Origin of the sequence: Pseudomonas sp. TCU-HL1, assembly GCF_001708505.1 — a bacterium.
In the GTDB taxonomy this organism is placed as follows: Bacteria; Pseudomonadota; Gammaproteobacteria; order Pseudomonadales; family Pseudomonadaceae; genus Metapseudomonas.
On the sequence record NZ_CP015992.1, the window covers coordinates 1041790 to 1066160 of the forward strand.

The window sequence follows — 24371 nt, forward strand, 5'->3', positions numbered from 1 at the left end:
GCGCCTTTGCCCTCGCTGCAGGACCGGCGCCCGTGTGCCGTCCCAGCGGATGACGCGTCTTGGCGTCACCCGGAATCTTCCACTCCCTTCTCAGTGCGCCTCACCATGGGGACGCAGCGCTCTTGCGTAACAGAACAGGAAGAGGTTGCGCACCAGTTCCTTGAGCACCAGCGGTTCGCTGGAGCTCAGGCTGGTCAGGTCGAGGTCACCTTGGTCACGCAGCTCGTCGAGAGCTTCTTCTTCCAGCACGGCGCACACCTCTCCGGTTTCCCGATGGAGTATCCGCAGGTAGGGGTGGGGGCGATCCAGCCAGGCATCGATCAGGTAAGTCATGGCTCATCTCCTTGAAAAGCGTAGAGATGAGAATAATTCGTATTATCTAAATAGCAAGTGCCAATCGATACCTTTCGTCGAGGCAGAAAAAAGCCCGTCACCAGGACGTAATGCTTTCACTGGGGTGTTGGCGGTAGCGCATATGAGGAAGTAGCCTGCCGCCGGGAAAGGCCCCGTAGGAGCGAGCTCTGCTCGCGAAGGAGGCGGGTTCGCGAGCAGAGCTCGCTCCTACGCGTGATATGTGCCCTGGATAAACACTTTTTTGAAGATGCAAAACCAAAAACGCCGCCTCTTGCTAAAGGAGAAGCGGCGTTTAGCATTACGTCACCAGGACGGGCTTTTCGGCTGCTCGGAACTCAGTGGGTGCGCGCGACGGCGAATTCGGTGAGTTCGATCAGCGCATCGCGGTAGGCGCTGGGCGGCAGTGTGTCCAGGCAGGCGATGGCGCGGGCGGCGTAGTCGCGGGCCAGACGCGCGGTGTAGTCCAGTGCGCCGGCGGATTCGACTGCTGCGCGGATGCCTTCCAGGTCCTGGCTGCCGCCTTGCTGGATGGCCTTGCGCACCAGGCTGGCCTGTTCCGGGGTGCCGTCGCGCATGGCGGCGATCAGCGGCAGGGTCGGCTTGCCTTCGGCCAGGTCGTCGCCAACGTTCTTGCCCAGGGTGGCGGCGTCACCGCGGTAGTCGAGCAGGTCGTCCACCAGTTGGAACGCGATGCCCAGGGCGTCGCCGAACTGGCGCAGGGCTTCGGCCTGCTCGGCGCTGGCGCCGGCCAGCACCGCAGCACTGTGGGTGGAGGCTTCGAAGAGCATCGCAGTCTTGCCGCGGATGACTTCCATGTAGGTTTCTTCCGTGGTGCTGGCGTCGCGAATCTTCGACAGCTGCAGCACTTCGCCTTCGGCGATGACCCGGGTGGCCTGGGAGATGATGCGCATCACCGGCATGGAGCCGAGTTCCACCATCATTTCGAAGGAGCGGGCATAGAGGAAGTCGCCCACCAGGACGCTCGGCGCGTTGCCCCAGAGCGCGTTGGCGGTGGAGCGGCCGCGGCGCAGGCCGGAGGCGTCCACCACGTCGTCGTGGAGCAGGGTTGAGGTATGCAGGAACTCGATGGTGGCCGCCAGCAGCCGCAGCTGGTCGCCACCGAAGCCCAGGGCGTTGCCGCCGAGCAGCACCAGGAGCGGACGCAGGCGCTTACCGCCGGCGGACACGATGTAATCACCGATTTTTTCCACCAGGGGAACGCGGGAGGTCAGTTGCCGACGAATGATGTCGTCGACTGCGGTAAAATCGTCCGCCACCACGCGGTAGAAAGCCTGGGGTTGCATCGGCCAGATGTGCTCCTGTTGGGATGCGCGGCATGCTAGGGACCGGGCCGGGGACTGTCAAGGCGAGCACTGCCGGTGCTTGCGCGGCAATCGCGGCTTGCGTACAATCGCGGCCCCTGAACTTCCTTGGGCATTTTCCTGCCTTACGCAATTGCACGGGCGTCAATTCCGGCCCCATGCAGCCATGCCGACCCATACCTCTTTTTATAAAGCGTCGGGTGAGCAGGTTTAACGGAGAAAATCCATGTACGCAGTTATCGTTACCGGCGGCAAGCAATACAAAGTCGCTGAAGGTGAATTCCTGAAGATCGAGAAGCTCGAAGTCGCCACTGGCGAATCCGTGACTTTCGATCGCGTCCTGCTGATCGGCAATGGCGAAGACGTGAAAATCGGTGCTCCGGTCGTCGATGGCGCCAAGGTAGTCGCTGAAGTGGTCTCCCAAGGCCGTCACGACAAAGTGCGCATCATCAAGTTCCGCCGTCGTAAGCACCACATGAAGCGCCAGGGCCACCGCCAGTGGTTCACTGAAATCAAAATCACCGGCATCCAGGCCTAATTTCCTTTTTGGAGGATTTGACTCATGGCACACAAAAAAGCTGGCGGTTCTACCCGTAACGGCCGCGACTCAGAAAGTAAACGCCTTGGCGTGAAAATGTACGGCGGCCAGGTTATCAAGGCCGGCAACATTATCGTGCGTCAGCGCGGCACCAAATTCCACGCCGGCGTCGGCGTTGGCCTGGGCAAGGATCACACCCTGTTCGCGAAAGTGGATGGCGTGGTCAAGTTCGAGGTCAAAGGTGCTTTCAACCGCAAGTACGTAAGCATCGTCGCGGCCTGATTGCGACTTCGCTGGAAAAGCCCCGTCTTGCGACGGGGCTTTTTTGTTTCTGCTTTGCTGAAACTCTGCATCGAGCAGGGTTCCCTGTATCCTATGTGCTTTGTTTCACTCAACCCGTCCCCGTGGCGGGAGGCGTCCTGATGAAATTCGTCGATGAAGTATCGATCTTTGTAAAAGCGGGCGACGGCGGCAATGGCCTGATGAGTTTCCGTCGCGAAAAATTCATTGAAAAGGGCGGCCCCAACGGTGGTGACGGGGGCGATGGCGGCTCCGTGTTCATGGAGGCCGATCCAAACCTCAATACCCTGGTGGACTATCGCTACACCCGTCGTTTCGATGCCCAGCGTGGCGAGAACGGGGGCAGCAAGGACTGCACCGGGCGCAAGGGTGATGATCTGGTCCTTCCGGTTCCGGTGGGTACCACCATCATTGATGCGGCTACCCAGGAAATCATTGGTGACCTGACCAGGCCCGGCCAGCGCCTGATGGTTGCGCAGGGTGGCTGGCACGGTCTGGGCAACACCCGCTTCAAGTCCAGCACCAACCGTGCCCCGCGCCAGACCACCAAGGGCAAGCCGGGCGAATCCCGCGATCTCAAGCTGGAGCTGAAAGTGCTGGCGGATGTCGGTCTGCTCGGTCTGCCGAACGCGGGCAAGAGCACCTTCATTCGTGCCGTGTCGGCTGCCAAGCCGAAAGTGGCTGACTATCCGTTCACCACGCTGGTGCCGAACCTGGGTGTGGTCAGCGTGGGTCGCTTCAAGTCCTTCGTGGTGGCTGATATTCCGGGTCTGATCGAAGGTGCCGCCGACGGCGCTGGCCTGGGTATTCGTTTCCTCAAGCACCTGGCGCGTACGCGTCTGCTGCTGCACATCGTCGACATGGCGCCGCTAGATGAAAGCGACCCGGCCGAGGCTGCGGCGACGATCATCGAAGAGCTGGGCCGCTTCAGCCCTGCGCTGACTGAGCGTGATCGCTGGCTGGTGCTGAACAAGGCGGACCAACTGCTCGATGATGATCGCGATACGCGGCTGAAAGCAGTGCTCGAGCGTCTGGGCTGGACGGGGCCGGTATTCGTGATCTCCGCCCTGGAGCGCGAAGGTACCGAGGCGCTCTCCCAGGAGATCATGCGCTACCTCGACGAGCGCAGTCTGCGCATGGAAGAAGAGCCGGAGTATGCCGAGCAGCTCGCCGAGCTGGATCAGCGTATCGAGGACGAGGCTCGTGCCCGTCTGCAGGCCATGGACGATCAGCGCGCCCTGCGCCGTGCCGGCCTGAAGAGTGCCGGTGTCGATGACGACGATGATTTCGATGACGACGAGGATGACGGCGACGGGCCGGAAATCTTCTACGTACCCTGACCCCTGCGCCGCCCGGTGCTGTGGGGTGTTCGCATGGCCGCGCGCCTTGCCGCGCGGCCTTCTAGCTAAGGTTGGACGATATGCGGGACAAGGTGACTGGCGCGCGGCGCTGGGTGGTGAAGATCGGTAGTGCTTTGCTGACGGCCGATGGTCGTGGTCTGGATCGCGCTGCGATGGCGGTCTGGGTCGAGCAGATGGTGGCTCTACGTGATGCGGGCGTGGAGCTGGTGCTGGTGTCCTCCGGTGCGGTGGCGGCTGGCATGAGTCGCCTGGGCTGGAACAGCCGTCCAAGCGCCGTGCATGAGTTGCAGGCTGCGGCTGCGGTCGGGCAGATGGGGCTGGTGCAGGCCTGGGAATCCAGCTTCGCCGAGCATGCCCGGCACACGGCGCAGATCCTGCTGACCCACGATGACCTGTCTGACCGAAAGCGCTACCTGAACGCTCGTAGCACCCTGCGCACCCTCGTGGAGTTGGGTGCCATCCCGGTGATCAATGAAAACGACACCGTGGTGACCGATGAAATCCGTTTTGGCGACAACGACACCCTGGCGGCGCTGGTGGCCAACCTGGTGGAAGCTGATCTGCTGGTAATTCTCACCGACCGCGATGGCATGTTCGACGCGGATCCGCGTCATAACCCCGATGCCCAGTTGATCTTCGAGGCCCGTGCCGACGATCCGGCACTGGACGCCGTGGCCGGTGGTACCGGTGGCGCCCTGGGGCGCGGCGGTATGCAAACCAAGTTGCGTGCGGCGCGCCTCGCTGCTCGCTCCGGTGCTCACACGGTGATCGTCGGTGGTCGCATCGAGCGGGTGCTCGATCGTCTCAGGTCTGGCGAGCGCCTGGGTACGCTGCTGGCGCCTGAGCGCGGCATGCTGGCCGCGCGCAAGCAGTGGTTGGCTGGCCATCTGCAGACTCGCGGCACGCTTGTGCTGGACGCGGGCGCGGTCAAGGCGCTGCGCCAGGACCGCAAGAGCCTGCTCCCGGTAGGGGTCAAGGCGGTACAGGGCAGCTTCCGTCGCGGCGAGATGGTAGTTTGTGTCGGTCCGGATGGTGCTGAAGTGGCGCGTGGCCTGGCTAACTACAGTGCCCTGGAGGCGCAGAAGATCATTGGCCAGTCGTCTGATCTCATCGAGAAGCTGCTGGGCTATGTAGATGAACCTGAACTGGTGCACCGGGACAACCTGGTCCTGGTCTGAGTCGCGGAGGACGCTATGCGGCTGATCAAGGGAATGGCGGCGGCTCTGCTGGCTCTGCCGCTGCTGGTGGTGGCTGAGGAGATCGGTTCTGTTTCCACGGTGTTCAAGTGGGTAGGGCCGAACGACAAGATCACAGTCGAGGCGTTCGACGATCCCAAGGTGGACGGCGTGACCTGCTACCTGTCGCGGGCAAAGACCGGCGGCGTGACAGGAGGGTTGGGGCTGGCTGAGGATCGCGCCGAAGCCTCGATCGCTTGCCGCCAGGTGGGGGCCATTCGCTTCAATGGCGAACTCAAGGATGGCGAGGAGGTGTTCAAGGAGCGCACCTCGCTGGTGTTCAAAACCATGCAGGTAGTGCGTTTCTTTGACCGCAAGCGCAATACCCTGGTTTACCTGGTGTACAGCGATCGGATAATCGAGGGCAGTCCTCAGAACGCAGTGACTGCTATCCCGATCCTGCCCTGGCCTGGTAAGCCTTGAGTTGACGAAGAAGCCCGGAGACTCTGGGCTTTTCCATGGGGATTGGGTGCTGTAGGGGGGGCGTCACGCTTCACCGACCCACCATCGAGGCTCGGTCGGGCTCCGCTGGTGGATGTGAACAGCGACATCCATCCTACGCTGTTGCGCGACCGCACTCGGGGTAAGCGCACCTGGCTCGTGCTCGCAAAAGGGAGGGGGCGTTAGGTGTGTTTTCTGCAGGCAATAAAAAACCGGCCAGAAGGCCGGTTTTTCGCAAGAACTCAAGCTTAGGCAGCAGCTTGACCGAGCGCCTTGATATGGGCGTTCAGGCGGCTCTTGTGACGAGCAGCTTTGTTCTTGTGGATGATGCCTTTGTCGGCCATGCGGTCGATCACCGGTACAGCGGCGGTGAAAGCGGCTTGGGCCTTCGGCAGGTCTTTGGCGTCGATAGCCTTGACCACGTTCTTGATGTAGGTACGAACCATGGAGCGCAGGCTGGCGTTATGGCTACGACGCTTCTCAGCCTGTTTGGCGCGTTTTTTGGCAGAAGGTGTGTTGGCCACCGTCAAGCTCCTCGAAACTGGGGAATTGAATCAAATTAAGGCCGCGAATCATGCCGATGCGATTTGGCCTTGTCAAGGGTGATCAGGCGGGTCGGGCGACGAGTGTCCGCTTTTCGTGCGGGATGATTTTATCCAGCCCGGACTCTACACTCGGCAGCCTCAGACCGCGCGCCGGCAGTCTACCAGCGCGCGCTGCATTCCAGTCCGGATTCCTGAATGAATTTGCTCAAGTCGCTGGCGGCCGTCAGCTCCATCACCATGCTGTCCCGCGTCCTGGGCTTTGTGCGCGACACCATTGTCGCGCGCTTCTTTGGCGCAGGAATGGCCACCGACGCCTTCTTTGTCGCCTTCAAATTGCCCAACCTGCTGCGCCGGATCTTTGCCGAGGGGGCCTTCTCGCAGGCCTTCGTCCCTATACTGGCCGAGTACAAGACCCAGCATGGCGAAGAGGCGACCCGCACCTTCATCGCCTACGTGTCCGGTCTTTTGACTCTGGTGCTGGCCGCAGTGACCCTGGTGGGCATCCTGGCCGCGCCCTGGGTGATCTGGGTGACCGCGCCGGGTTTTGCCGACACTCCCGAGAAGTTCGCCCTGACCACTGACCTGCTGCGGGTGACTTTTCCGTACATCTTCCTGATCTCGCTGTCGTCGCTGGCTGGAGCCATCCTCAATACCTGGAACCGATACTCAGTGCCGGCTTTCGTGCCGACCCTGCTGAACGTCAGCATGATTGTGTTCGCCCTGTTCCTCACGCCCTATTTCGACCCGCCGATCATGGCGCTAGGTTGGGCGGTGCTGGCGGGCGGCCTTGCACAGTTGCTTTACCAGCTGCCTTCGCTGAAGCGAATCGGCATGCTCGTGCTGCCGCGACTGGACCTGCGCGATACCGGTGTCTGGCGCGTCCTCAAACAAATGGGGCCGGCAATCTTCGGCGTTTCGGTCGGTCAGATTTCGTTGATCATCAACACCATCTTCGCCTCGTTCCTGGCGGCAGGTTCGGTGTCGTGGATGTACTACGCCGACCGCCTGATGGAGCTGCCTTCCGGGGTGCTGGGCGTGGCGCTGGGCACCATCCTGCTGCCGTCCCTGGCCAAGACCTACGCCAGTGATGACCGCCACGCCTACTCGCAGTTGCTCGACTGGGGGCTGCGCCTGTGTTTCCTGCTGGTGCTGCCTTGCTCACTGGCCCTGGCGTTGCTGGCCGAACCCCTGACGGTCGCGTTGTTCCAGTACGGAAAGTTCACCGCCAACGATGCCCTGATGACCCAGCGCGCATTGATTGCCTACGCTGTCGGGCTGCTCGGGATCATCCTGGTGAAAGTGCTGGCGCCCGGCTTCTACGCGCGACAGAACATCCGCACGCCGGTGAGGATTGCGATCTTTACCCTGTTGGCGACCCAGTTGATGAACCTGGCCTTCGTCTTTCCGCTGCGCCATGCCGGACTGGCCCTGGCCATCAGCCTGGCGGCCTGCATGAACGCCGGGTTGCTCTACTGGCAGCTGCGCAAGCAGCAACTGTTCCAGCCGCAACCGGGTTGGCGCGCGTTTCTCGTCAAGCTGGTGCTGGCCGTGCTGGTGATGTGCGCGGTGCTGCTGGGCGTCATGTACCTGCTACCGGCCTGGGATCAGGGCAATATGGCCGAACGCCTGCTGCGCCTGGGGCTGTTGGTCGGGGCCGGCGTGATCGCCTACTTCGGCATGCTGGCCCTGCTGGGTTTCCGTTTGCGGGATTTCGCGCGGCGGGCAGTCTGAGTCGCCAGCACCCGGCGGCCGCTTGTCGTACTGGCAGGCTTGCGCCGCCTGTTGTCCGGCGCTGGCTGTGCGTATAATCGACCACTTTGTGAACAAGACTTGTGCTATGCAGCTGGTTCGAGGCCTACACAACCTGCGGCCCCAACATCGGGGCTGCGTCGCCACCATCGGCAATTTCGACGGCGTGCACCGCGGCCATCAGGCCATTCTCAAGCGGTTGCGCGAGCGTGCGGCTGAGCTGGGTTTGCCCACGTGCGTGGTGATTTTCGAGCCGCAGCCGCGTGAATTCTTTGGCCCGGACACCGCCCCCGTCCGCCTGACGCGCTTGCGTGACAAGCTCGAACTGCTGGCCCGTGAAGGGGTGGACCGCGTGCTCTGTCTGGCCTTCAATCGCCGCCTGCGTGAGCTCAGTGCTGCCGAGTTCGTCCACGCCGTGCTGGTGGAAGGGCTGGGAGCCAGGCACCTGGAAATCGGCGACGATTTCCGCTTCGGTTGCGACCGCGCGGGCGATTTCGAATTTCTCCAGCAAGCCGGCGAGGCCGAAGGTTTCAGCGTCGAAGCCGCGGCCACCGTGGAGCTGGATGGCCTGCGGGTCAGCAGCACCCGCGTACGCCAGGCGCTGGCCGATGGGGATTTCGCCCTTGCCGAACGCCTGCTCGGCCGGCCGTTCACCATCACCGGCCGAGTGCTGCATGGCCAGAAGCTGGGCCGCCAGCTGGGTACCCCGACGGCGAATGTGCAACTCAAGCGCCGCCGGGTTCCGCTCAATGGCGTTTACCTGGTCAGCGTGGAGCTGGACGGCGGGCAACGGCCCGGAGTTGCAAACATCGGCGTGCGCCCCACCGTCAAGGGCGACGGGCGCGCCCACCTGGAGGTCCATCTGCTGGACTATTCCGCCGACCTTTACGACCGGCGGATCAGCGTGACCTTCCACCGCAAGCTGCGCGAAGAGCAGCGTTTTGCCTCTCTGGAGGCATTGAAATCGGCGATCGATGCGGATGTCGCTGCAGCCCGTGCCTATTGGCAGGGTACTCAATCAAATTGAAGAGCCTGGACTGAAATGACCGATTACAAAGCGACCCTGAACCTGCCCGAGACGGCATTCCCGATGAAGGCCGGTCTGCCCCAGCGCGAGCCAGAACTGCTGCAGCGCTGGAACAGCCTCGACCTCTACGGCAAGCTGCGGCAGATGGGTGAAGGTCGCCCGAAGTTCGTCCTGCACGATGGCCCGCCCTACGCCAACGGCAGCATTCACATCGGTCACGCGGTCAACAAGATACTCAAGGACATCATCGTTCGCTCCAAGACCCTGGCGGGTTTTGACGCGCCCTATGTGCCAGGTTGGGACTGCCACGGCCTGCCCATCGAGCACAAGGTCGAGACCACCCACGGCAAGAACCTGCCGGCAGACAAGACGCGCGAGCTGTGCCGTGCCTACGCTGCCGAGCAGGTCGAAGGCCAGAAGGCCGACTTCATTCGCCTGGGCGTATTGGGCGAGTGGGACAACCCCTACAAGACCATGGCGTTCGCCAACGAGGCCGGTGAAATCCGCGCCCTGGCCGAAATGGTCAAACAAGGCTTCGTGTTCAAGGGCTTGAAGCCGGTGAACTGGTGCTTCGATTGCGGTTCCGCCCTGGCTGAGGCTGAAGTCGAATACGCCGACAAGAAGTCCGATGCCATCGACGTCGCCTTCCCGATCGAAGACGCCGACAAGCTCGCCGCCGCCTTCGGCCTGTCGAACCTGGCCAAGCCCGCCGCCATCGTCATCTGGACCACCACCCCCTGGACCATCCCGGCCAACCAGGCGCTGAACGTCCACCCCGAATTCAATTACGCGCTGGTCGACACCGGCGCGCGCCTGCTGGTGCTGGCTGAAGAGCTGGTGGAGTCGTGCCTTTCGCGCTATGGCCTGGAAGGCCAGGTCATCGCCACCGCCAAGGGCGAGGCGCTGGACCAGGTCCGCTTCCGTCACCCCTTCTACGAGCGCCTGTCGCCCGTCTACCTGGCCGAGTACGTCGAGCTGGGGGCCGGTACCGGCATCGTCCACTCCGCGCCGGCCTACGGCGAGGACGACTTCCGTACCTGCAAGCAGTACGGCATGAGCAACGACGACATCCTCAGTCCGGTGCAGAGCAACGGCGTCTATGTCGAGTCGCTGCCGTTCTTCGGCGGCCAGTTCATCTGGAAGGCCAACCCGGCCATCGTCGCCAAGCTGGAAGAAGTGGGCGCGTTGCTCAAGCACGAATCCATCAGCCACAGCTACATGCACTGCTGGCGCCACAAGACTCCGCTGATCTATCGCGCCACGGCCCAGTGGTTCGTCGGCATGGACAAGCAACCGGAGCAGGGCGCCACGCTGCGTGAGCGCGCCCTGGACGCCATCGGCCAGACCGAGTTCATCCCGGCCTGGGGCCAGGCGCGCCTGCACGGCATGATCGCCGGTCGTCCGGACTGGTGCATCTCCCGCCAGCGCAACTGGGGCGTACCGATCCCGTTCTTCCTGCACAAGGCCTCCGGCGACCTGCACCCGCGTACTGTCGAGCTGATGGAACAGGTTGCCCAGCGCGTCGAGCAGCAAGGCATCGAAGCTTGGTTCAAGCTGGATGCCGCCGAACTGCTCGGTGACGAGGCTGGCCAGTACGACAAGATCAGCGACACACTGGACGTCTGGTTCGACTCGGGCACCACGCACTGGCACGTCCTGCGCGGCTCCCACGCCGAACTGGGCCATGCCAGCGGTCCGGCTGCCGACCTCTACCTGGAAGGTTCCGACCAGCACCGTGGCTGGTTCCATTCGTCCTTGCTGACCGGCTGCGCCATCGACGGCCATGCACCTTACCGCCAGCTCCTGACCCACGGTTTCACCGTGGACGAGAGCGGTCGCAAGATGTCCAAGTCCCTGGGCAACGTGATCGCCCCGCAGCAGGTCACCGACAGCCTGGGCGCCGACATCCTGCGCCTGTGGGTATCTGCCACCGACTATTCCGGCGAGATGGCCGTCTCCCAGCAGATCCTCCAGCGCAGCGCCGACGCCTATCGCCGAATCCGCAACACCGCGCGCTTCCTGCTGGCCAACCTGAACGGCTTCGACCCGGTCAAGGACCTGCTGCCCACCGAAGACATGCTGGCCCTGGATCGTTGGGCCGTGGACCGCGCCCTGCTGCTGCAGCGCGAACTGGAAGAGGCCTACGGCGAATACCGCTTCTGGAACGTCTACTCCAAAGTGCACAACTTCTGCGTGCAGGAGCTGGGTGGCTTCTACCTCGACATCATCAAGGACCGCCAGTACACCACCGCCGCCGACAGCGTTGCGCGTCGCTCCTGCCAGACCGCGTTGTTCCACATCGCCGAGGCCCTGGTGCGCTGGATTGCCCCGATCCTGGCCTTCACCGCCGAGGAAATCTGGCAGTACCTGCCGGGCGAGCGCAACGAGTCGGTCATGCTCAACACCTGGTACCAGGGCCTCAGCGAAATGCCGGAAGGCACCGAGCTGGACCGCGAGTTCTGGGAGCAGGTCATGGCCGTCAAGGCGTCGGTCAACAAGGAACTGGAAAACCTGCGCAGCACCAAGGCCATCGGCGGCAACCTGCAAGCTGAAGTCACCCTGTTCGCCGAAGAGGCCCTGGCCGCCCGCCTGGCCAAGCTGGGCAACGAGCTGCGCTTCGTGCTGATTACCTCCGCTGCCGAAGTCCAGCCGCTGGGCAGTGCGCCGGCCGATGCCGTCGAGACCGAGGTTTCTGGCCTCAAGCTGAAGATCAACAAGTCCGCGCACACCAAGTGCGGCCGTTGCTGGCACCACCGCGTTGACGTCGGCCAGTTCGTGAAGCATCCGGACCTGTGCGGCCGTTGCGTGGAAAACATCGAAGGTGCTGGCGAGGTACGTCACTATGCCTAAGGCATATGGCCGCCTCGGCTGGCTCTGGCTGACTGCGCTGGTGTTCGTGCTGGACCAGGCGAGCAAATGGTTCTTCGAGACCGAGCTCAACCTCTACGAGCAGATCGTGGTCATCCCTGACTACTTCAGTTGGACGCTGGCCTACAACACGGGCGCTGCATTCAGCTTCCTGGCCGACAGTTCCGGTTGGCAGCGCTGGCTGTTCGCGACCATCGCCCTGGTGGTCAGTGCTGTGCTGGTGGTCTGGCTGAAGCGCCTGAAACCCGAAGAGACCTGGCTGGCCATTGCGCTGGCCCTGGTCCTGGGCGGGGCGCTGGGCAACCTCTACGACCGCGTGGTGCTTGGCCATGTGGTCGATTTCATCCTGGTGCATTGGCAGCACCGCTGGCGCTTCCCGGCATTCAACCTGGCGGACAGTGCCATCACGGTCGGCGCCGTGATGCTGGCGCTAGATATGTTCAAAGCGAAGAAGTCCGGAGAAACCGCCCATGACTGAACATCGCATAGGGCCGGACATGGAGGTCACCCTGCATTTCGCCATCAAGCTCGACAATGGCGACGTGGTGGACAGCACCTTCGAGAAGAATCCCGCCACCTTCAAGGTGGGTGACGGCAACCTGCTGCCGGGCTTCGAGAGCGTGCTGTTCGGCCTCAAGAGCGGCGACAAGCGCGTGCTCGCCATCGAGCCCGAGCAGGGCTTCGGCCAGTACAATCCGCAGAACGTGCAAGTGATGCCCCGGGGCAACTTCCAGGACATGGAGCTCTCCGAAGGCTTGCTGATCATCTTCAACGATGCGGCCAACGCAGAGCTGCCCGGCGTGGTGAAGATCGTCGACGACACCCACGTAACGATCGACTTCAACCACCCGCTGGCGGGCAAGCCGCTGAGCTTCGAGGTGGAGATCCTGTCGGTGAGGCCAGCCTGATGGGCAGTGGCCCTGTAGAAGCGAGGGGGACGCCGAGTCCTTGCTCGCGATGAAGCGACTAAGGGCCACGAAGGCTGTACGAGGTAACTAACATGCAAATCAAACTCGCCAACCCCCGCGGCTTCTGCGCCGGCGTCGACCGTGCCATCGAGATCGTCAACCGCGCCCTGGAAGTCTTCGGGCCGCCGATCTACGTGCGGCATGAAGTGGTGCACAACAAGTTCGTGGTCGAAGACCTGCGCGCCCGTGGCGCCGTGTTCGTCGAAGAGCTGGATCAGGTGCCGGACAACGTCATCGTCATCTTCAGTGCCCATGGCGTTTCCCAGGCGGTGCGCCAGGAAGCCGTACGCCGTGGCCTCAAGGTATTCGATGCCACCTGCCCGCTGGTGACCAAGGTGCACATGGAAGTCGCGCGCTACAGCCGCGATGGCCGCGAATGCATCCTCATCGGCCACGCCGGCCACCCCGAAGTGGAAGGCACCATGGGCCAGTACGACGCCAGCAATGGCGGTGCCATCTACCTGGTGGAGGACGAGGCCGACGTTGAGCGCCTGGTTGTGCGCAACCCTGATGCGCTGTCGTTCGTGACCCAGACCACGCTGTCCATGGACGACACCAGCCGGGTCATCGACGCACTGCGGACCAAGTTCACCAGCATTGGTGGCCCGCGCAAGGATGACATCTGCTACGCCACCCAGAACCGCCAGGATGCGGTCAAGCAACTCGCTCACGAGAGCGACGTGGTCCTGGTGGTCGGCAGCCCCAACAGCTCTAACTCCAACCGCCTGCGCGAGCTTGCCGAGCGCTTGAACACTCCGGCCTACCTGATCGATGGCGCCGAAGACCTCAGGCGTGAGTGGTTCGACAACGTCCAGCGGGTCGGCATCACCGCCGGCGCCTCGGCACCCGAAGTGCTGGTGCAAGGTGTGATCGAGCAGCTTCGGGAGTGGGGCGCGGAGGTCGCCGTCGAGCTGGATGGCAGGCCGGAGAACGTGACCTTCTCCATGCCGAAGGAATTGCGGGTGGTCAACGTCGGTTGACACTACCCATCCCATCCCATCCGAATCCGGAGGCGGGTGTGAGTCAGCAGCTGCCAGGCCTCTTCTTGACGCTGCGTACCCTGCCCGTTGCGTTCAGTACCAATTGCCTGATCGGCAGCCGGCCATCGGCATGGCAAAGCGTCAATGTGCCGGCTTGGAAGGCGCCGCCTATCAAAGATGTTCGGCCCATCGGCGTGTAACGCACATAACGCCGTACTGGTGAATTGCCCTTGATGATTAACCCTTCCGGTTGTGGGCCGACCTGCCTCAGCACGGGTTCGTCGTAGTCCCATCGACCATTGCCGTTCTGATCGGCGTAGATCAGCCACCCTGTTGACCAGTTTCCGTCCTGGTTATCGACGAGCACCGCGACCCTCCGTGTTACTGATGCTTGGCGCGCATAGGCAAAGCTCGTGATCAGTGCCTGATTGGCGGCAGTCAATTCCTGTGCGCGGATGAGCTGGCTGAGCTTCGGAACTCCAAGGCTGATGCACAGCGCGACAAGTGTCAGTACGACCAATGCTTCGATGAGGGTGAATCCGTGAGCGGTTCTGGCCATGGCATCCTTGCCCTTGTTGAGAATCCAGGGGGTATCGGCCTGTCGTCCCCGCCCTTTGCCCGCCCGTCGCCGACAAAAGGACCAGGGTCAGGCCTGGCTTGTAAGCTTCTGGAATTGAAGGGATTTCTCAAGATCACCAGATCGACGATGGAATAGGGAAAACTCCGGAAATTGGCGGCAGATCACTTCGCGACATAAAGGAATGACGCATGCTGTATGTGTGAATGTGCTAGGGAAGCATGTGTAAAGCGCGCATTACACCGCTGGTGGCGGGTTCCCGTTGTGCGCAGTGAGACTGAGACGAGAGTCGGGTGAAGTTGCGACAGCAGTCGGAGGGTGGACAATGGTGGCAACTGAAGGGATCTCAGCTGAATCAGGGATCATGAAGTCGAATCAGGCACTCCTCCGGTCGTCAATCCAAGAAGGTGGTTCAGTGGGCAGAACGAAGCAGCGTGGCTTTACCCTCATAGAACTCATGATCACGGTTGCGATAGTCGGCATCCTGGCGGCAATCGCCTATCCGAGTTACCAGCAATATGTGATTCGCGGTAATCGTGCGGCTGCACAGGCGCAGATGATGGATATCGCCAATCGCCAGCAGCAGTACTTCCTTGCCAATCGTACGTATGCGACCAAGGAGCAACTAGGTTATAGCCTTGAGAGCGACCTGGTCGGCAAGTACACCGATAGCATCACTTTGGGCTCCGGTTCCGTCCCCAGCTTCACCATCACCTTCACTGCGGCTGGGTTGCAGGCGAGCGATGGCAACTTGACCCTCAATAATGAGGGGGTCAAGAACCCTCCGGCCAAGTGGTAGGTGCAATGAATCCTTCATTGTTGTTGACCCCCCAGCGTGGCCTGACCCTTATTGAGGTGCTGGTCACTATCCTCATCCTGTCCATCGGGCTGCTCGGCATGGCGGGCCTTCAGGCCCGGCTGCAGCAGTCCGAAATGGAGGCGTACCAGCGTGCACAGGCCTTGCTGCTGCTCGATGATATGGCCAACCGCATTGCCGCCAATCGCAACGCGGCAGTGAGTTATGTCACCGGAACGACTGCCCCATTGGGCGCCGGAATGACCTGCGCAAGCGTGACGTCGACTTCGTCCCGGAGAGACCGGGACATTAGCGAATGGTGTAATACCCTACAGGGCGTGGCGGAGGCTAGCGGTACGGCCAGGGTCGGATCGATGGTCGGGGCGAGGGGATGCGTGGAGTCCATAGGCAGCAACCAGTATCTGGTGACGGTTGCCTGGCAAGGGCTTACACCGATCTCGGCGCCGCCGTCAGGTGTGGCGTGCGGGGCTAACAGCTATAACGGCGTGACCGGGTCTGTCTGTGCGAATGACCTCTGTCGACGTGTGGTAACCACCATTGTGCGTGTCGCGAACCTATGAATGACATGAGCATCGCTTTCCGCGGCCTTGCGTCGGGAGCTTGTGGTCGCAACCGGCAGTCGGGATTCAGCCTGGTCGAGCTGATGATCGCGGCCGTCATCAGTCTGCTGATAATGGCGGCGGTCCTGACGCTTTTCCTGGATGTGTCGAGGACCAACGATGAAATGGCCAAAACCAACGCGCAGATCGAGAATGGCCGGTTTGCGTTGCAGCTGCTCCAGGAGGATCTGGCTCATGCAGGATTCTGGAGTGGCTATGTCCCCGAGTTCGATGACCTGAGCAACAGTGGAGTGCCTACCGACGTTCCCGACGCGGTACCCGGCCCCTGCTCCTGGACCTCCGCCGATAACGCGAATCTGTTGGGCATCGCCGTGCAGGTGTATGACGGCGTGCCGCCTGGCTGCGCCGGGATAGTCACAAACAAGAAGGCCGATACTGACGTGCTGGTGGTGCGGCATGCTGAAACCTGTCGTCCTGGCGTTGGCAACTGCGAGGCCGAGCTATCCGGAAAACTCTACTTCCAGTCGTCATTCTGCGCGGATGACGCGGCCCGCTACGTGCTGGGCACCAGTGGCTTCACCATGAGGAAAAGGGACTGCATTACGCTTGCGGACAAGCGCAAGTTTGTCTCGAACCTCTATTACATCCGCGATTATTCGGTGACTGTAGGGGATGGCATACCGACGCTCATGCGCTCGACTTTCGGCGCGGGTGCTGCGCCGGGGGCGGCGGAGGCCCTGATCGAAGGCATCGAAGGCTTCCGTGTCGAACTGGGTATCGACAGTGTCGGCGATGGTGGCGTGGCCAATAATTACGGCGAAGCCATCAATTTCGCCCTGAATGTCCAGGGCAACGTAGACCGTTCGCGGCCGATCAACCGGGGCAACGGGGCTGCAGACGGCGACTTCGTGCGCTGTCCGGCCGCAGGTTGCACGGTAGACCAACTCATTGATGTGGTTACGGTCAAGGTCTTCCTGCTGGTGCGTGGCGTTCAGCCCTCGCCGGGTTACAGCGACAGCAAGAGCTATGCCTTGGGTGCAGCCAATCCGGCGGCGGAGATCATCGGCAGCAACTACAAGCGTCACGTCTATTCCACGACTGCTCGCCTGGTTAACGTCTCGGGTCGGAGGGAAACTCCATGATCATGAGGGCTCCGCACCGCGATCAACAGGGTGCGACGCTGGTCGTCGGGCTGATCATGCTGCTGATGCTTACCCTCCTGGTTGGCAGTGCGTTCACCATGAGTGGTAGCAGCCTCAGGTCGGTGGGCAACATGCAGGCTCGAGACGAGGCGCTCGCCGCTGCCAACATCGCGATCGAACAGATAGTGAGTTCTCCGTTCACCGATGCGCCGGCGGCCGAGTCGATCAACGTGGACATTAATAATGACGGTACCACCGACTACACGGTGAACATCGCCACCCCAGTCTGCATGAGCGAAGCCGAGCTTCCCGTCGCGACTGAGGAGCAGCTAAGCGGCCTGCGTGCGGGGGTGGCACCGCCCGATTCGCAATGGAGCACGGTCTGGGAACTGGTAGCGACTGTGTCTGATCCTGTCAGCGGGGCCTCCACGCGCGTGCGGTCTGGCGTGCGGGTATTGTTGTCGGAGATCGAGAAGGAAAGCGTGTGTCCGTAACCGAATGCTGTTTCAGGAGAGCGGTATGAGAACGGGGTTCTTGAAAGGAATTTTGGCGGCGTCGGCCCTGTCGTTCTATTTGCCCGTCCAGGCGGAGGACATCGATCTGTTCGTGGGTACTACACCTAGCGCCAACGACGTGCCGAATGTGCTTGTCGTGCTGGACAATACCGCGAACTGGAACAACGCCTTCACCAATGAAATGGCTGCGCTGAGCACCGTGCTGAGTGGGCTGGACGCCAACAAGTTCCGCCTGGGTCTGATGATGTTCACCGAAACCGGGCAGGGCAACTCCAACACGGATGGCGCCTACGTGCGCGCCGCCATCCGCTTGCTGGACAGCAGCAACAAGACCAAGTACCAGCAACTTGTGCAAAGCCTGCACATTACCGACGACAAGTCGAATGGTGGCAAGGTCGGCCTTGCCATGTGGGAGGCCTACCAGTACTTCTCCGCTGGGGCGCCTCACGCAGGCAACGGCAAGAAGAAGACGGACTATTCCGGTAACGCCACGGGTACTACTGCGTCGAACGCAGTCTATGCCCTTGCCGGCAATGCCCTGGCTGCGAAGGGTGCGACGGCATATAACACGCCGATAGCCTCCGGATGTGCCAAGAACTTCATCATTTACATCAGCAACGGGGCCGCCCAGGACAACAACGCTGATACTACTGCCGGCAAGTCAGCCCTGGCGGCGGCCGGCGGCCGGACGACTACTATCCCCATCTCGCCCAGTGGTTCGCAGGACAATGTGGCGGATGAGTGGGCGCGCTTCATGAAGAGCAGTGACCTTGGCATCGTCACTTACACAATCGACGTCAACAAGGTGACCACCGGCCAGGGGCCGGGCTGGACGGCGCTGCTCAAAAGTATGGCGGGCGTCAGTGGTGGCAAGTACTTCGATGTGACCAGCACTGGGAGCGAGATCGCCGACGCCCTGAGGACGGCGCTTTCCGAGATCCAGTCGGTGAACAGTGCGTTCGCCTCGGTCAGTTTGCCGGTGAGCGTGAACACCCAGGGGACCTACCTGAACCAGGTGTTCATCGGGATGTTCCGCCCCGATGAACACCTGGGGCCGCGCTGGGCCGGCAATCTCAAGCAATACAAGCTGGGCCTCAGCAATGGTGCCCTGCGGCTGCAGGATGCTGCCGGCAACTCGGCGATCAACACTTCGACCAACTTCATCACTGAGTGCGCCCGTAGCTTCTGGACGCCCACGAGCCTCGACACCTACTGGCAAAACAAGCCGCAGGGCGCTTGCCTGACGGTGGCCAATTCCGACATCTCGAATACGCCGGACGGCAACGTGGTCGAGAAGGGCGGACAGGGTTACCTGCTGCGCAGCGGCACCAGCCGGACGGTCTACACCTGCAATCCGTCTTTCGCCTCCTGCACCCAGCTAACCGACTTTGCCACCACCAACACAAACATCACCTCGTCCCTGCTTGGCGTCGCCGATGCCGAGCGGACCAATCTGATCAACTGGGCGCGCGGCCTGGACGTGAATGACGAGGATCAGGATCTGGTCACCACCGAGGAAAAGCGCCAGTCCGCCCATGGTGACGTGGTGCATTCGCGTCCGGTGGCAATTGACTACGGCACCACCGGTTCACCGCAGGTCGTAGTCTTCTATGGCGGCAACGATGGTGTATTCCGGGCGATCAACGGCAATCGCACCGATAGCATTGGCTCCGTTGCGGCAGGTGGCGAGCTGTGGTCCTTCGTCCCGCCGGAGTTCTACGGCAAGTTGAGTCGGTTGCGCACCGAATCCCCGACCATCGCCTTCCAGGGCAGCACGGGCGGCCAGCCGAAGAGCTATGGTATCGACGGTCCCATCACGGCCTTCCGCGGCACCATCGACACTACGCAGAAGACCTATATCTATGCCGGCATGCGACGTGGTGGGCGGGCCCTCTATGCATTCGACGTCACCACCCCGGCCAGCCCCTCGCTGAAATGGAAGGTTGGCTGCCCGAATCTTGCAAATGATGATGGCTGCTCCAGCCAGATGAGTGGCATTGGGCAGACCTGGTCCTCGGCAGTGGTGTTGAAGGCTGCGGGTTATGGGGCCGGCAACTCGCCGATGCTTATCATGGGGGGGGGCTATGACAGTTGCGAGGATACCGATGACGGCACGGTCAATCACTCCTGTACATCCTCCAGCAAGGGTAAGAAGATCTACGTACTGGATGCCAATACCGGACAGGTGCTGAAGGTGCTGGATACCAAGCGTGGTGTGGTCGGAGACATCACTGTAGTGCCCGACAGCTCGGGTTTGGCGAAATATGCCTATGCCGCCGATGTTGGAGGCAATGTCTACCGCGTAACCATCGGCAGCGGCGAGCCGAACGATTGGACCATCGCCCGGATTGCCTCGTTCGGCTGTGCGGATGGGGGAAGTTGCTCCAGCAACCGGAAGTTCCTGTTTGCCCCGGAAGTGGTGGTTGCAACTGATGGCTATCTGCTCCAGATTGGCTCCGGCGACCGGGAGAAACCGTTGAGCAGCTTCCCTGCAACAGCGCGGGTTGCCAATTACTTCTTCAACTTCAAGGATCGGCCGACCGAATCGGGCTGGCTGAGCACGGACGGCACCTGTTCGGCTGATGGGGAAAACTTCATCTGCCTCAATTCCCTGCTGGCGATATCCGGCGATTCCACACCGACCCAGGAGCAGCTGAATGCCAAGCCCAAGGGTTGGTACCTTGGCCTGGCGGCATCCGAGCAGGTAGTGACTTCGGCTATCACGGTGTTCGGCCGGATCGTCTTCAATACCCATCAACCCACCCCACCGGATCCGAATGCCTGTTCCGGTCTGGGCACCAATCGGGCGTACAACATCGCCTACAAGGATGCCTCGGGCCTCGATGGGGACAGGTTTGTCGTTCTTGACGGCGGCGGACTTTCGCCCTCTCCGGTGGCGGGCAAGGTGAGGCTGGATGATGGTACGGAGCTGCCGTTCGTCTGCACTCTCGAGTGCTTCGAACCGGACCCCGAGTTCTCCGCTGTGACACGACCTAAAGGCCGGGTTTATTGGAGCATCGACAGAGAATGAGTCGTTTGGCTTTGGGACTGGATGACGGCTGCCTCGCTGGGACGCGCGGCTCTGCCGGCTTCACCCTGATCGAGCTGATGGTCACCCTGGCGGTGCTGGCGGTCCTGCTGGGGATCGCCATCCCTTCCTTTACTGACGTGACTCTGAGCAGCAAGCTGCGGAGCCAGGCCAATGACCTGGTCGCGGGCGCCACGCTGGCACGAAGTGAGGCGATCAAGCGCAATCAGCCGGTAACCCTTTGCGCATCGGCAAACGGTTCGACCTGCGCCTCCTCGGGTGGCTGGCACCAGGGCTGGATTGTGCGTGGTTCCACTGGCACGGTAATACAGCGCCACCCGGCTTCGCCAAGCGGCTTCCTGATTTCCTCCAGCGTGCACAGCATTGCCTTTCAACCGACTGGAACCGCCTCGGCGAGTGCCGTATTGAAGGTCTGTCGCGCCTCGCCAGATGAGGGTGACCAGGAGCGTCTGGTCTCGCTCAGCCTCACCGGTCGGCCCTCGGTATCCAAGACCACAGCGGGCGAATGCCCCTGAGTGCCGCTGCGCCGCCGCTCTAGTGATCAGGTGCACACCTCCATAGAATGCCTCTCCCGGTACCGGGGGAGGCCGGTACCCTGGGTACTGCGCCCATATTGTCCGTGTGCCGTTTGTGCGAGGCAGGTTCTTGGTTGCCAGTGCCTGCGTCGCGCCAGGTCATTCTGTTGTTCTGGAGGTTCCATGCGCGTTTTGCTGGTCGGTGGGGGAGCTATCGGGTTGCTGTCTGCATACCTGTTGGCGAAGGAAGGGCTGGACGTCTGCCTGTTGGACAAAGGCCCCTGCGGTCGTGAGTCGTCCTGGGCTGGCGGCGGGATCGTTTCGCCGCTCTATCCTTGGCGCTATTCCTCGGCTGTAACGGCTCTGGCGCATTGGTCCCAGGACTTCTACCCGCAGTTCGGCCAGCGCTTGCTCGCTGAAACCGGTATAGACCCCGAAGTCCACGAGACGGGCCTGTACTGGCTGGACCTGGACGACGAAGCCGAGGCCCTGGCTTGGGCCGCTCGCGAAGGGCGGCCGCTGGCGCCGATGGCTATAGACCGGGTGCACGCTGCCGTGCCGCCGCTAGGGCCGGGCTTCCAGCACGCCATCCACATGGCCGGCGTGGCCAATGTGCGAAATCCGCGGCTGACGCGCGCATTGCGTGAGGCACTGTTGCGCATGCCGAACGTGACCCTGCATGAGTCGTGCGAGGTGCGGGGCTTCATCCGCGACGGAGGGCGCATTCTCGGGGTGAGCACGACCGAGGGCGAGGTCCTGGCGGATCGTGTGGTGCTGGCGGCTGGCGCCTGGAGCGGTGAGTTGCTGGCCAACCTTGGTCTGTCCTTGCCGGTGGAGCCGGTGAAGGGGCAGATGATCCTCTTCAAGTGTACCGAAGACTTCTTGCCGGCCATGGTGTTGGCGAAAGGGCGCTATGCGATCCCGCGCCGTGACGGCCACATCCTGGTGGGTAGCACCCTGGAACACGTCGGTTTCGACAAGACGCCCACCAGCGAGGCCCTGGAGAGCCTCAAGGCATCCGCTTTCGAGCTGTTGCCGGAACTGGCCAATTCCGAGTTGGTAGGGCATTGGGCGGGACTGCGTCCCAGCTCGCCCGAAGGCATTCCCTTCATCGGTCCTGTGCCGGGCGCGAACGGTCTGTGGCTGAACTGCGGCCATTACCGCAACGGGCTGGTGCTGGCGCCAGCATCCTGTCGCCTACTGATGGACCTGATGCTTGGCCGCGAGCCGATCATCGACCCGCAGCCCTATGCGCCGGAGGGGCGTCTGGGCTGACGGACGCCTCGGAAGTCGGGCCTGTGCGTGATCGCCGCCGCAGGCGCCGACGGCGCGTTCTTCAGCACGGTCCTGGCCAATCTTGTGGGCAAGCTCGCAGTTCATAAAACGCGATTTAAAACGGGCGTACCAATCAGCTAATATTCGCGCATACATTGCCGCTGGTCCTTAATTCTCGGCCGCTCGTCATGGAAGGTTGGCAAGGTCGGAGCAGGAAGCTTCGTCGCGCGGGCGTCTGCCCGCTCAGGTTCGCACCATCCTTTGAGGGCAGGGAATGTCGCAGCGAGGATTCACGCTGATCGAACTGATGGTCACGCTTGTCGTGCTCGCAGTATTGATCGGGTTGGCAGCACCAAATCTTTCCCAGATGCTTCGCGAGAACCAGGCAGCGGCAGAGCTTGATGCGTTCTCCGGCATGCTCAACTATGCGCGCCGCGAAGCAGTCCAGGGAGCGCAGACCATCAGGTTGAAGGGGCCGCTGGCAGTCGATGGCAGCTGGCAGTTGTTGCGTGAGCGGGACAGCCTGGAACTACGCCGTTTCCCTCCCCTGAACTCATTGGCGGTCACCCCGGCAGGTCTGCAAAACATCCTCTTCGACTCGCAGGGCCGCCTGGTGAGCGCGGCCAGGATGGCGCTCACCCTGACGGCGAAGGATACATCGCTGCGCTGCGCCGCCTTCAATCGCAGTGTTTCCATTGAACTGTCCGGTTCGATTTCTCTGCAGAGGGGAAGCTGCAAATGAGTGCGTCGTACCAGCGAGGAGCCTCACTCATCGAAGTTCTGGTTGCAGTGCTCCTTTTCTCTATTGGTGTGCTGGGTCTGGCAGCCATGCAGCTCACCGCGCTGAAGGCGAACCAGCTCGCGTCCGTACGCTCCCATGCGACCTTCCTGGCCTACGAGATGGCTGATCGCATGCGCGCCGCGCGAGGAGATGCGCAGGCGGGGTTCTACAACCTGGCGGTCGGCGCCGCCTTAGCCTGTGATCCTGCGCGGGAAACCTGCCTGCCTTTCCAGCGGGACCTGGCGGAATGGCGCGCCAACCTTGCCAGGCAACTGCCGGAAGGGAATGGCGGCGTGGTGCAGAACGGAGGTCGCTTCACGGTCATCGTGCAATGGAACGAGGAGCGGGTGGGCGGAAGCGCCGCCCAGCAATTCTCCTTCGTCACGCAGATTTGACGGGGTGCACATGCGCAAGCAACGCGGCTTGAGCCTGGTGGAGCTGATGGTGGCCATGGCGATTGGTCTGGTCATCAGCCTGGCGGTCCTCCAGGTCTTCATCAGCAACAAGAACACCTTCCTTCTCCGGGGGGCAGCGGGAAACCTGCAGGAAAACGGACGCTTCGCCCTGCAATACCTCGCCGCCGAACTGCGCCCAGCGGGCGTTGGGGTGGGAGCCCGGCTTGATGAGGACGACATCTGCGTGGTGGCCGCCAAAGGCGACACGGGGGAATGGAGCGCCATGAATCGTCCCATCTGGGGACGGCGCATCACGGCAACCGGGGAGCTTGGGGCGGTAGGCACCGACCAGTTGGCGATCTTCGCCAATGACGGTTGCGAGTCCTTCCTCACTCCCGGCGAGCTGCTCAAGCCGTCGCTCAATGCGAATCTCAAGGTCACGGCCTATTGCCCAAGCATGCAGCAGGATCATGCCGTGATGGTGCAGGACATGGAGAAGGCGGTGGTCATCCGCATCACCAACAAACCGAATTCGTCGGGTTCTGGCCAGGTGACACTGACCCATGCTGCGAGCACCAATGACAAGAACGCCAAATGCGGTGGCTTCAAATTCTCGGATATCCAATTCAACAGCCCAGCGCGGGTGGTGGGCTTCGCCTACAGGACCTTTTACGTGGCGGATACCGGCCGCGTCACGGCAAACGGACAGCCCATCCGTGCATTGTTTGTCCGCGATGCGGCGCAGGTTCCAGCGCAGACTAACGAGGTCGTGGAAGGCGTGGAGTCGCTGCGCACCAGTTTCGGCGTGGCGGCGAACAACAGTATCGGTGTGCAGACCTACCTAAGCCCGGCCGAGGTGGAAGCAGCGAACCGATGGGGTGATGTCCGCACGGTGAAGATCGATCTGTTGCTGGCCAGCAATGAGCGAGTGGCGGGAGCTCTGGACCAGGCTGTCCAGTTCGGGGGGGCGGCAGTGGTGGCGGATGGGCGCCTGCGCCAGGTATTCAGCACAGTAGTGGCCCTACGCAATCGGGTTGACTGATGAGGCAAGGATAAG

Annotated in this window: 25 protein-coding genes; 21 read left to right on the top strand and 4 right to left on the bottom strand. The window is 62.1% G+C overall.

Annotated elements, in window-relative coordinates:
• Positions 1-90 precede the first annotated feature (90 nt).
• Together THL1_RS04810 and THL1_RS04815 are read right to left on the bottom strand one after the other, a co-directional pair.
• Positions 91-333, bottom strand: a complete 243-nt coding sequence (locus tag THL1_RS04810; RefSeq protein ID WP_069082198.1) for a hypothetical protein — start codon at positions 331-333, stop codon at positions 91-93.
• Between the two features lie 356 nt (positions 334-689).
• Positions 690-1658 carry a polyprenyl synthetase family protein gene (locus tag THL1_RS04815; protein WP_069082199.1) on the bottom strand — a complete coding sequence of 323 codons (969 nt, stop codon included), beginning with the start codon at positions 1656-1658 and terminating at the stop codon, positions 690-692.
• Positions 1659-1902: 244 nt separating this feature from the next.
• On the opposite strand from THL1_RS04815, the gene rplU reads away from it, so the two are divergent.
• From rplU to THL1_RS04840, 5 genes are all read left to right on the top strand, one after another.
• Positions 1903-2214 carry a 50S ribosomal protein L21 gene (gene rplU / locus THL1_RS04820; RefSeq protein WP_016490856.1) on the top strand — a complete coding sequence of 104 codons (312 nt, stop codon included), beginning with the start codon at positions 1903-1905 and terminating at the stop codon, positions 2212-2214.
• Between the two features lie 24 nt (positions 2215-2238).
• Entirely contained in the window at positions 2239-2496 is a 258-nt protein-coding gene (rpmA, locus tag THL1_RS04825) for a 50S ribosomal protein L27 (protein ID WP_069082200.1), read from the top strand.
• A 140-nt stretch (positions 2497-2636) separates the two neighbouring features.
• Entirely contained in the window at positions 2637-3854 is a 1218-nt protein-coding gene (cgtA, locus tag THL1_RS04830) for an Obg family GTPase CgtA (RefSeq protein ID WP_069082201.1), read from the top strand.
• Between the two features lie 80 nt (positions 3855-3934).
• Entirely contained in the window at positions 3935-5053 is a 1119-nt protein-coding gene (proB, locus tag THL1_RS04835; protein ID WP_069082202.1) for a glutamate 5-kinase, read from the top strand.
• Positions 5054-5068: 15 nt separating this feature from the next.
• Complete coding sequence (locus tag THL1_RS04840) at positions 5069-5533, top strand: CreA family protein (protein WP_069082203.1); 465 nt, start codon at positions 5069-5071, stop codon at positions 5531-5533.
• A gap of 266 nt (positions 5534-5799) precedes the next feature.
• Here the strand turns inward: THL1_RS04840 and rpsT are convergent, their stop codons facing one another.
• On the bottom strand, positions 5800-6075 hold the full coding sequence (gene rpsT, locus THL1_RS04845; RefSeq protein WP_069082204.1) for a 30S ribosomal protein S20: 276 nt from the start codon (positions 6073-6075) through the stop codon (positions 5800-5802).
• 216 nt (positions 6076-6291) lie between these two features.
• On the opposite strand from rpsT, the gene murJ reads away from it, so the two are divergent.
• The 6 genes from murJ to ispH all read left to right on the top strand — a co-directional run bounded on the left by murJ (position 6292) and on the right by ispH (position 13688).
• Entirely contained in the window at positions 6292-7827 is a 1536-nt protein-coding gene (gene murJ, locus THL1_RS04850) for a murein biosynthesis integral membrane protein MurJ (protein WP_069082205.1), read from the top strand.
• A 106-nt stretch (positions 7828-7933) separates the two neighbouring features.
• A complete protein-coding gene (gene ribF, locus THL1_RS04855; RefSeq protein WP_069082206.1) occupies positions 7934-8872 on the top strand; it encodes a bifunctional riboflavin kinase/FAD synthetase in 939 nt (312 codons plus the stop codon).
• Positions 8873-8887: 15 nt separating this feature from the next.
• On the top strand, positions 8888-11722 hold the full coding sequence (gene ileS / locus THL1_RS04860) for an isoleucine--tRNA ligase (protein ID WP_069082207.1): 2835 nt from the start codon (positions 8888-8890) through the stop codon (positions 11720-11722).
• Complete coding sequence (gene lspA, locus THL1_RS04865) at positions 11715-12218, top strand: signal peptidase II (RefSeq protein WP_069082208.1); 504 nt, start codon at positions 11715-11717, stop codon at positions 12216-12218. Before ileS ends, lspA begins: the two co-directional genes overlap by 8 nt.
• Positions 12211-12648, top strand: a complete 438-nt coding sequence (locus THL1_RS04870; protein ID WP_069082209.1) for an FKBP-type peptidyl-prolyl cis-trans isomerase — start codon at positions 12211-12213, stop codon at positions 12646-12648. The genes lspA and THL1_RS04870 overlap by 8 nt, the downstream gene beginning before the upstream one ends.
• A 92-nt stretch (positions 12649-12740) precedes the next feature.
• Positions 12741-13688 carry a 4-hydroxy-3-methylbut-2-enyl diphosphate reductase gene (gene ispH / locus THL1_RS04875; RefSeq protein WP_069082210.1) on the top strand — a complete coding sequence of 316 codons (948 nt, stop codon included), beginning with the start codon at positions 12741-12743 and terminating at the stop codon, positions 13686-13688.
• Between the two features lie 43 nt (positions 13689-13731).
• Here ispH and THL1_RS04880 read toward each other — a convergent pair whose 3' ends face one another.
• Positions 13732-14247: a GspH/FimT family pseudopilin gene (locus THL1_RS04880; protein ID WP_069082211.1), complete on the bottom strand. Its 516-nt coding sequence runs from the start codon at positions 14245-14247 to the stop codon at positions 13732-13734.
• Between the two features lie 475 nt (positions 14248-14722).
• On the opposite strand from THL1_RS04880, the gene THL1_RS04885 reads away from it, so the two are divergent.
• From THL1_RS04885 to THL1_RS04930, 10 genes are all read left to right on the top strand, one after another.
• Positions 14723-15064, top strand: coding sequence for a type IV pilin protein (locus THL1_RS04885; protein ID WP_237234816.1), 342 nt, complete (start codon positions 14723-14725; stop codon positions 15062-15064).
• A 5-nt stretch (positions 15065-15069) separates the two neighbouring features.
• Positions 15070-15642, top strand: coding sequence for a type IV pilus modification protein PilV (gene pilV / locus THL1_RS04890; protein ID WP_177343815.1), 573 nt, complete (start codon positions 15070-15072; stop codon positions 15640-15642).
• Between the two features lie 5 nt (positions 15643-15647).
• Positions 15648-16784, top strand: coding sequence for a PilW family protein (locus THL1_RS04895; protein WP_145928259.1), 1137 nt, complete (start codon positions 15648-15650; stop codon positions 16782-16784).
• Positions 16781-17278: a PilX N-terminal domain-containing pilus assembly protein gene (locus THL1_RS04900; protein WP_069082213.1), complete on the top strand. Its 498-nt coding sequence runs from the start codon at positions 16781-16783 to the stop codon at positions 17276-17278. The genes THL1_RS04895 and THL1_RS04900 overlap by 4 nt, the downstream gene beginning before the upstream one ends.
• 25 nt (positions 17279-17303) lie before the next feature.
• A complete protein-coding gene (locus THL1_RS04905) occupies positions 17304-20330 on the top strand; it encodes a pilus assembly protein (protein WP_069082214.1) in 3027 nt (1008 codons plus the stop codon).
• On the top strand, positions 20327-20863 hold the full coding sequence (locus THL1_RS04910; protein ID WP_069082215.1) for a GspH/FimT family pseudopilin: 537 nt from the start codon (positions 20327-20329) through the stop codon (positions 20861-20863). Before THL1_RS04905 ends, THL1_RS04910 begins: the two co-directional genes overlap by 4 nt.
• A gap of 183 nt (positions 20864-21046) precedes the next feature.
• Positions 21047-22138, top strand: a complete 1092-nt coding sequence (gene thiO / locus THL1_RS04915) for a glycine oxidase ThiO (RefSeq protein ID WP_069082216.1) — start codon at positions 21047-21049, stop codon at positions 22136-22138.
• A 274-nt stretch (positions 22139-22412) separates the two neighbouring features.
• A complete protein-coding gene (locus tag THL1_RS04920) occupies positions 22413-22880 on the top strand; it encodes a GspH/FimT family pseudopilin (protein ID WP_069082217.1) in 468 nt (155 codons plus the stop codon).
• The gene (pilV, locus tag THL1_RS04925; RefSeq protein WP_069082218.1) at positions 22877-23314 is read left to right on the top strand and encodes a type IV pilus modification protein PilV; all 438 of its coding nucleotides are present in this window, start codon (positions 22877-22879) and stop codon (positions 23312-23314) included. The genes THL1_RS04920 and pilV (THL1_RS04925) overlap by 4 nt, the downstream gene beginning before the upstream one ends.
• Positions 23315-23324: 10 nt before the next feature.
• A complete protein-coding gene (locus tag THL1_RS04930; RefSeq protein ID WP_069082219.1) occupies positions 23325-24356 on the top strand; it encodes a PilW family protein in 1032 nt (343 codons plus the stop codon).
• Positions 24357-24371: the final 15 nt, after the last annotated feature.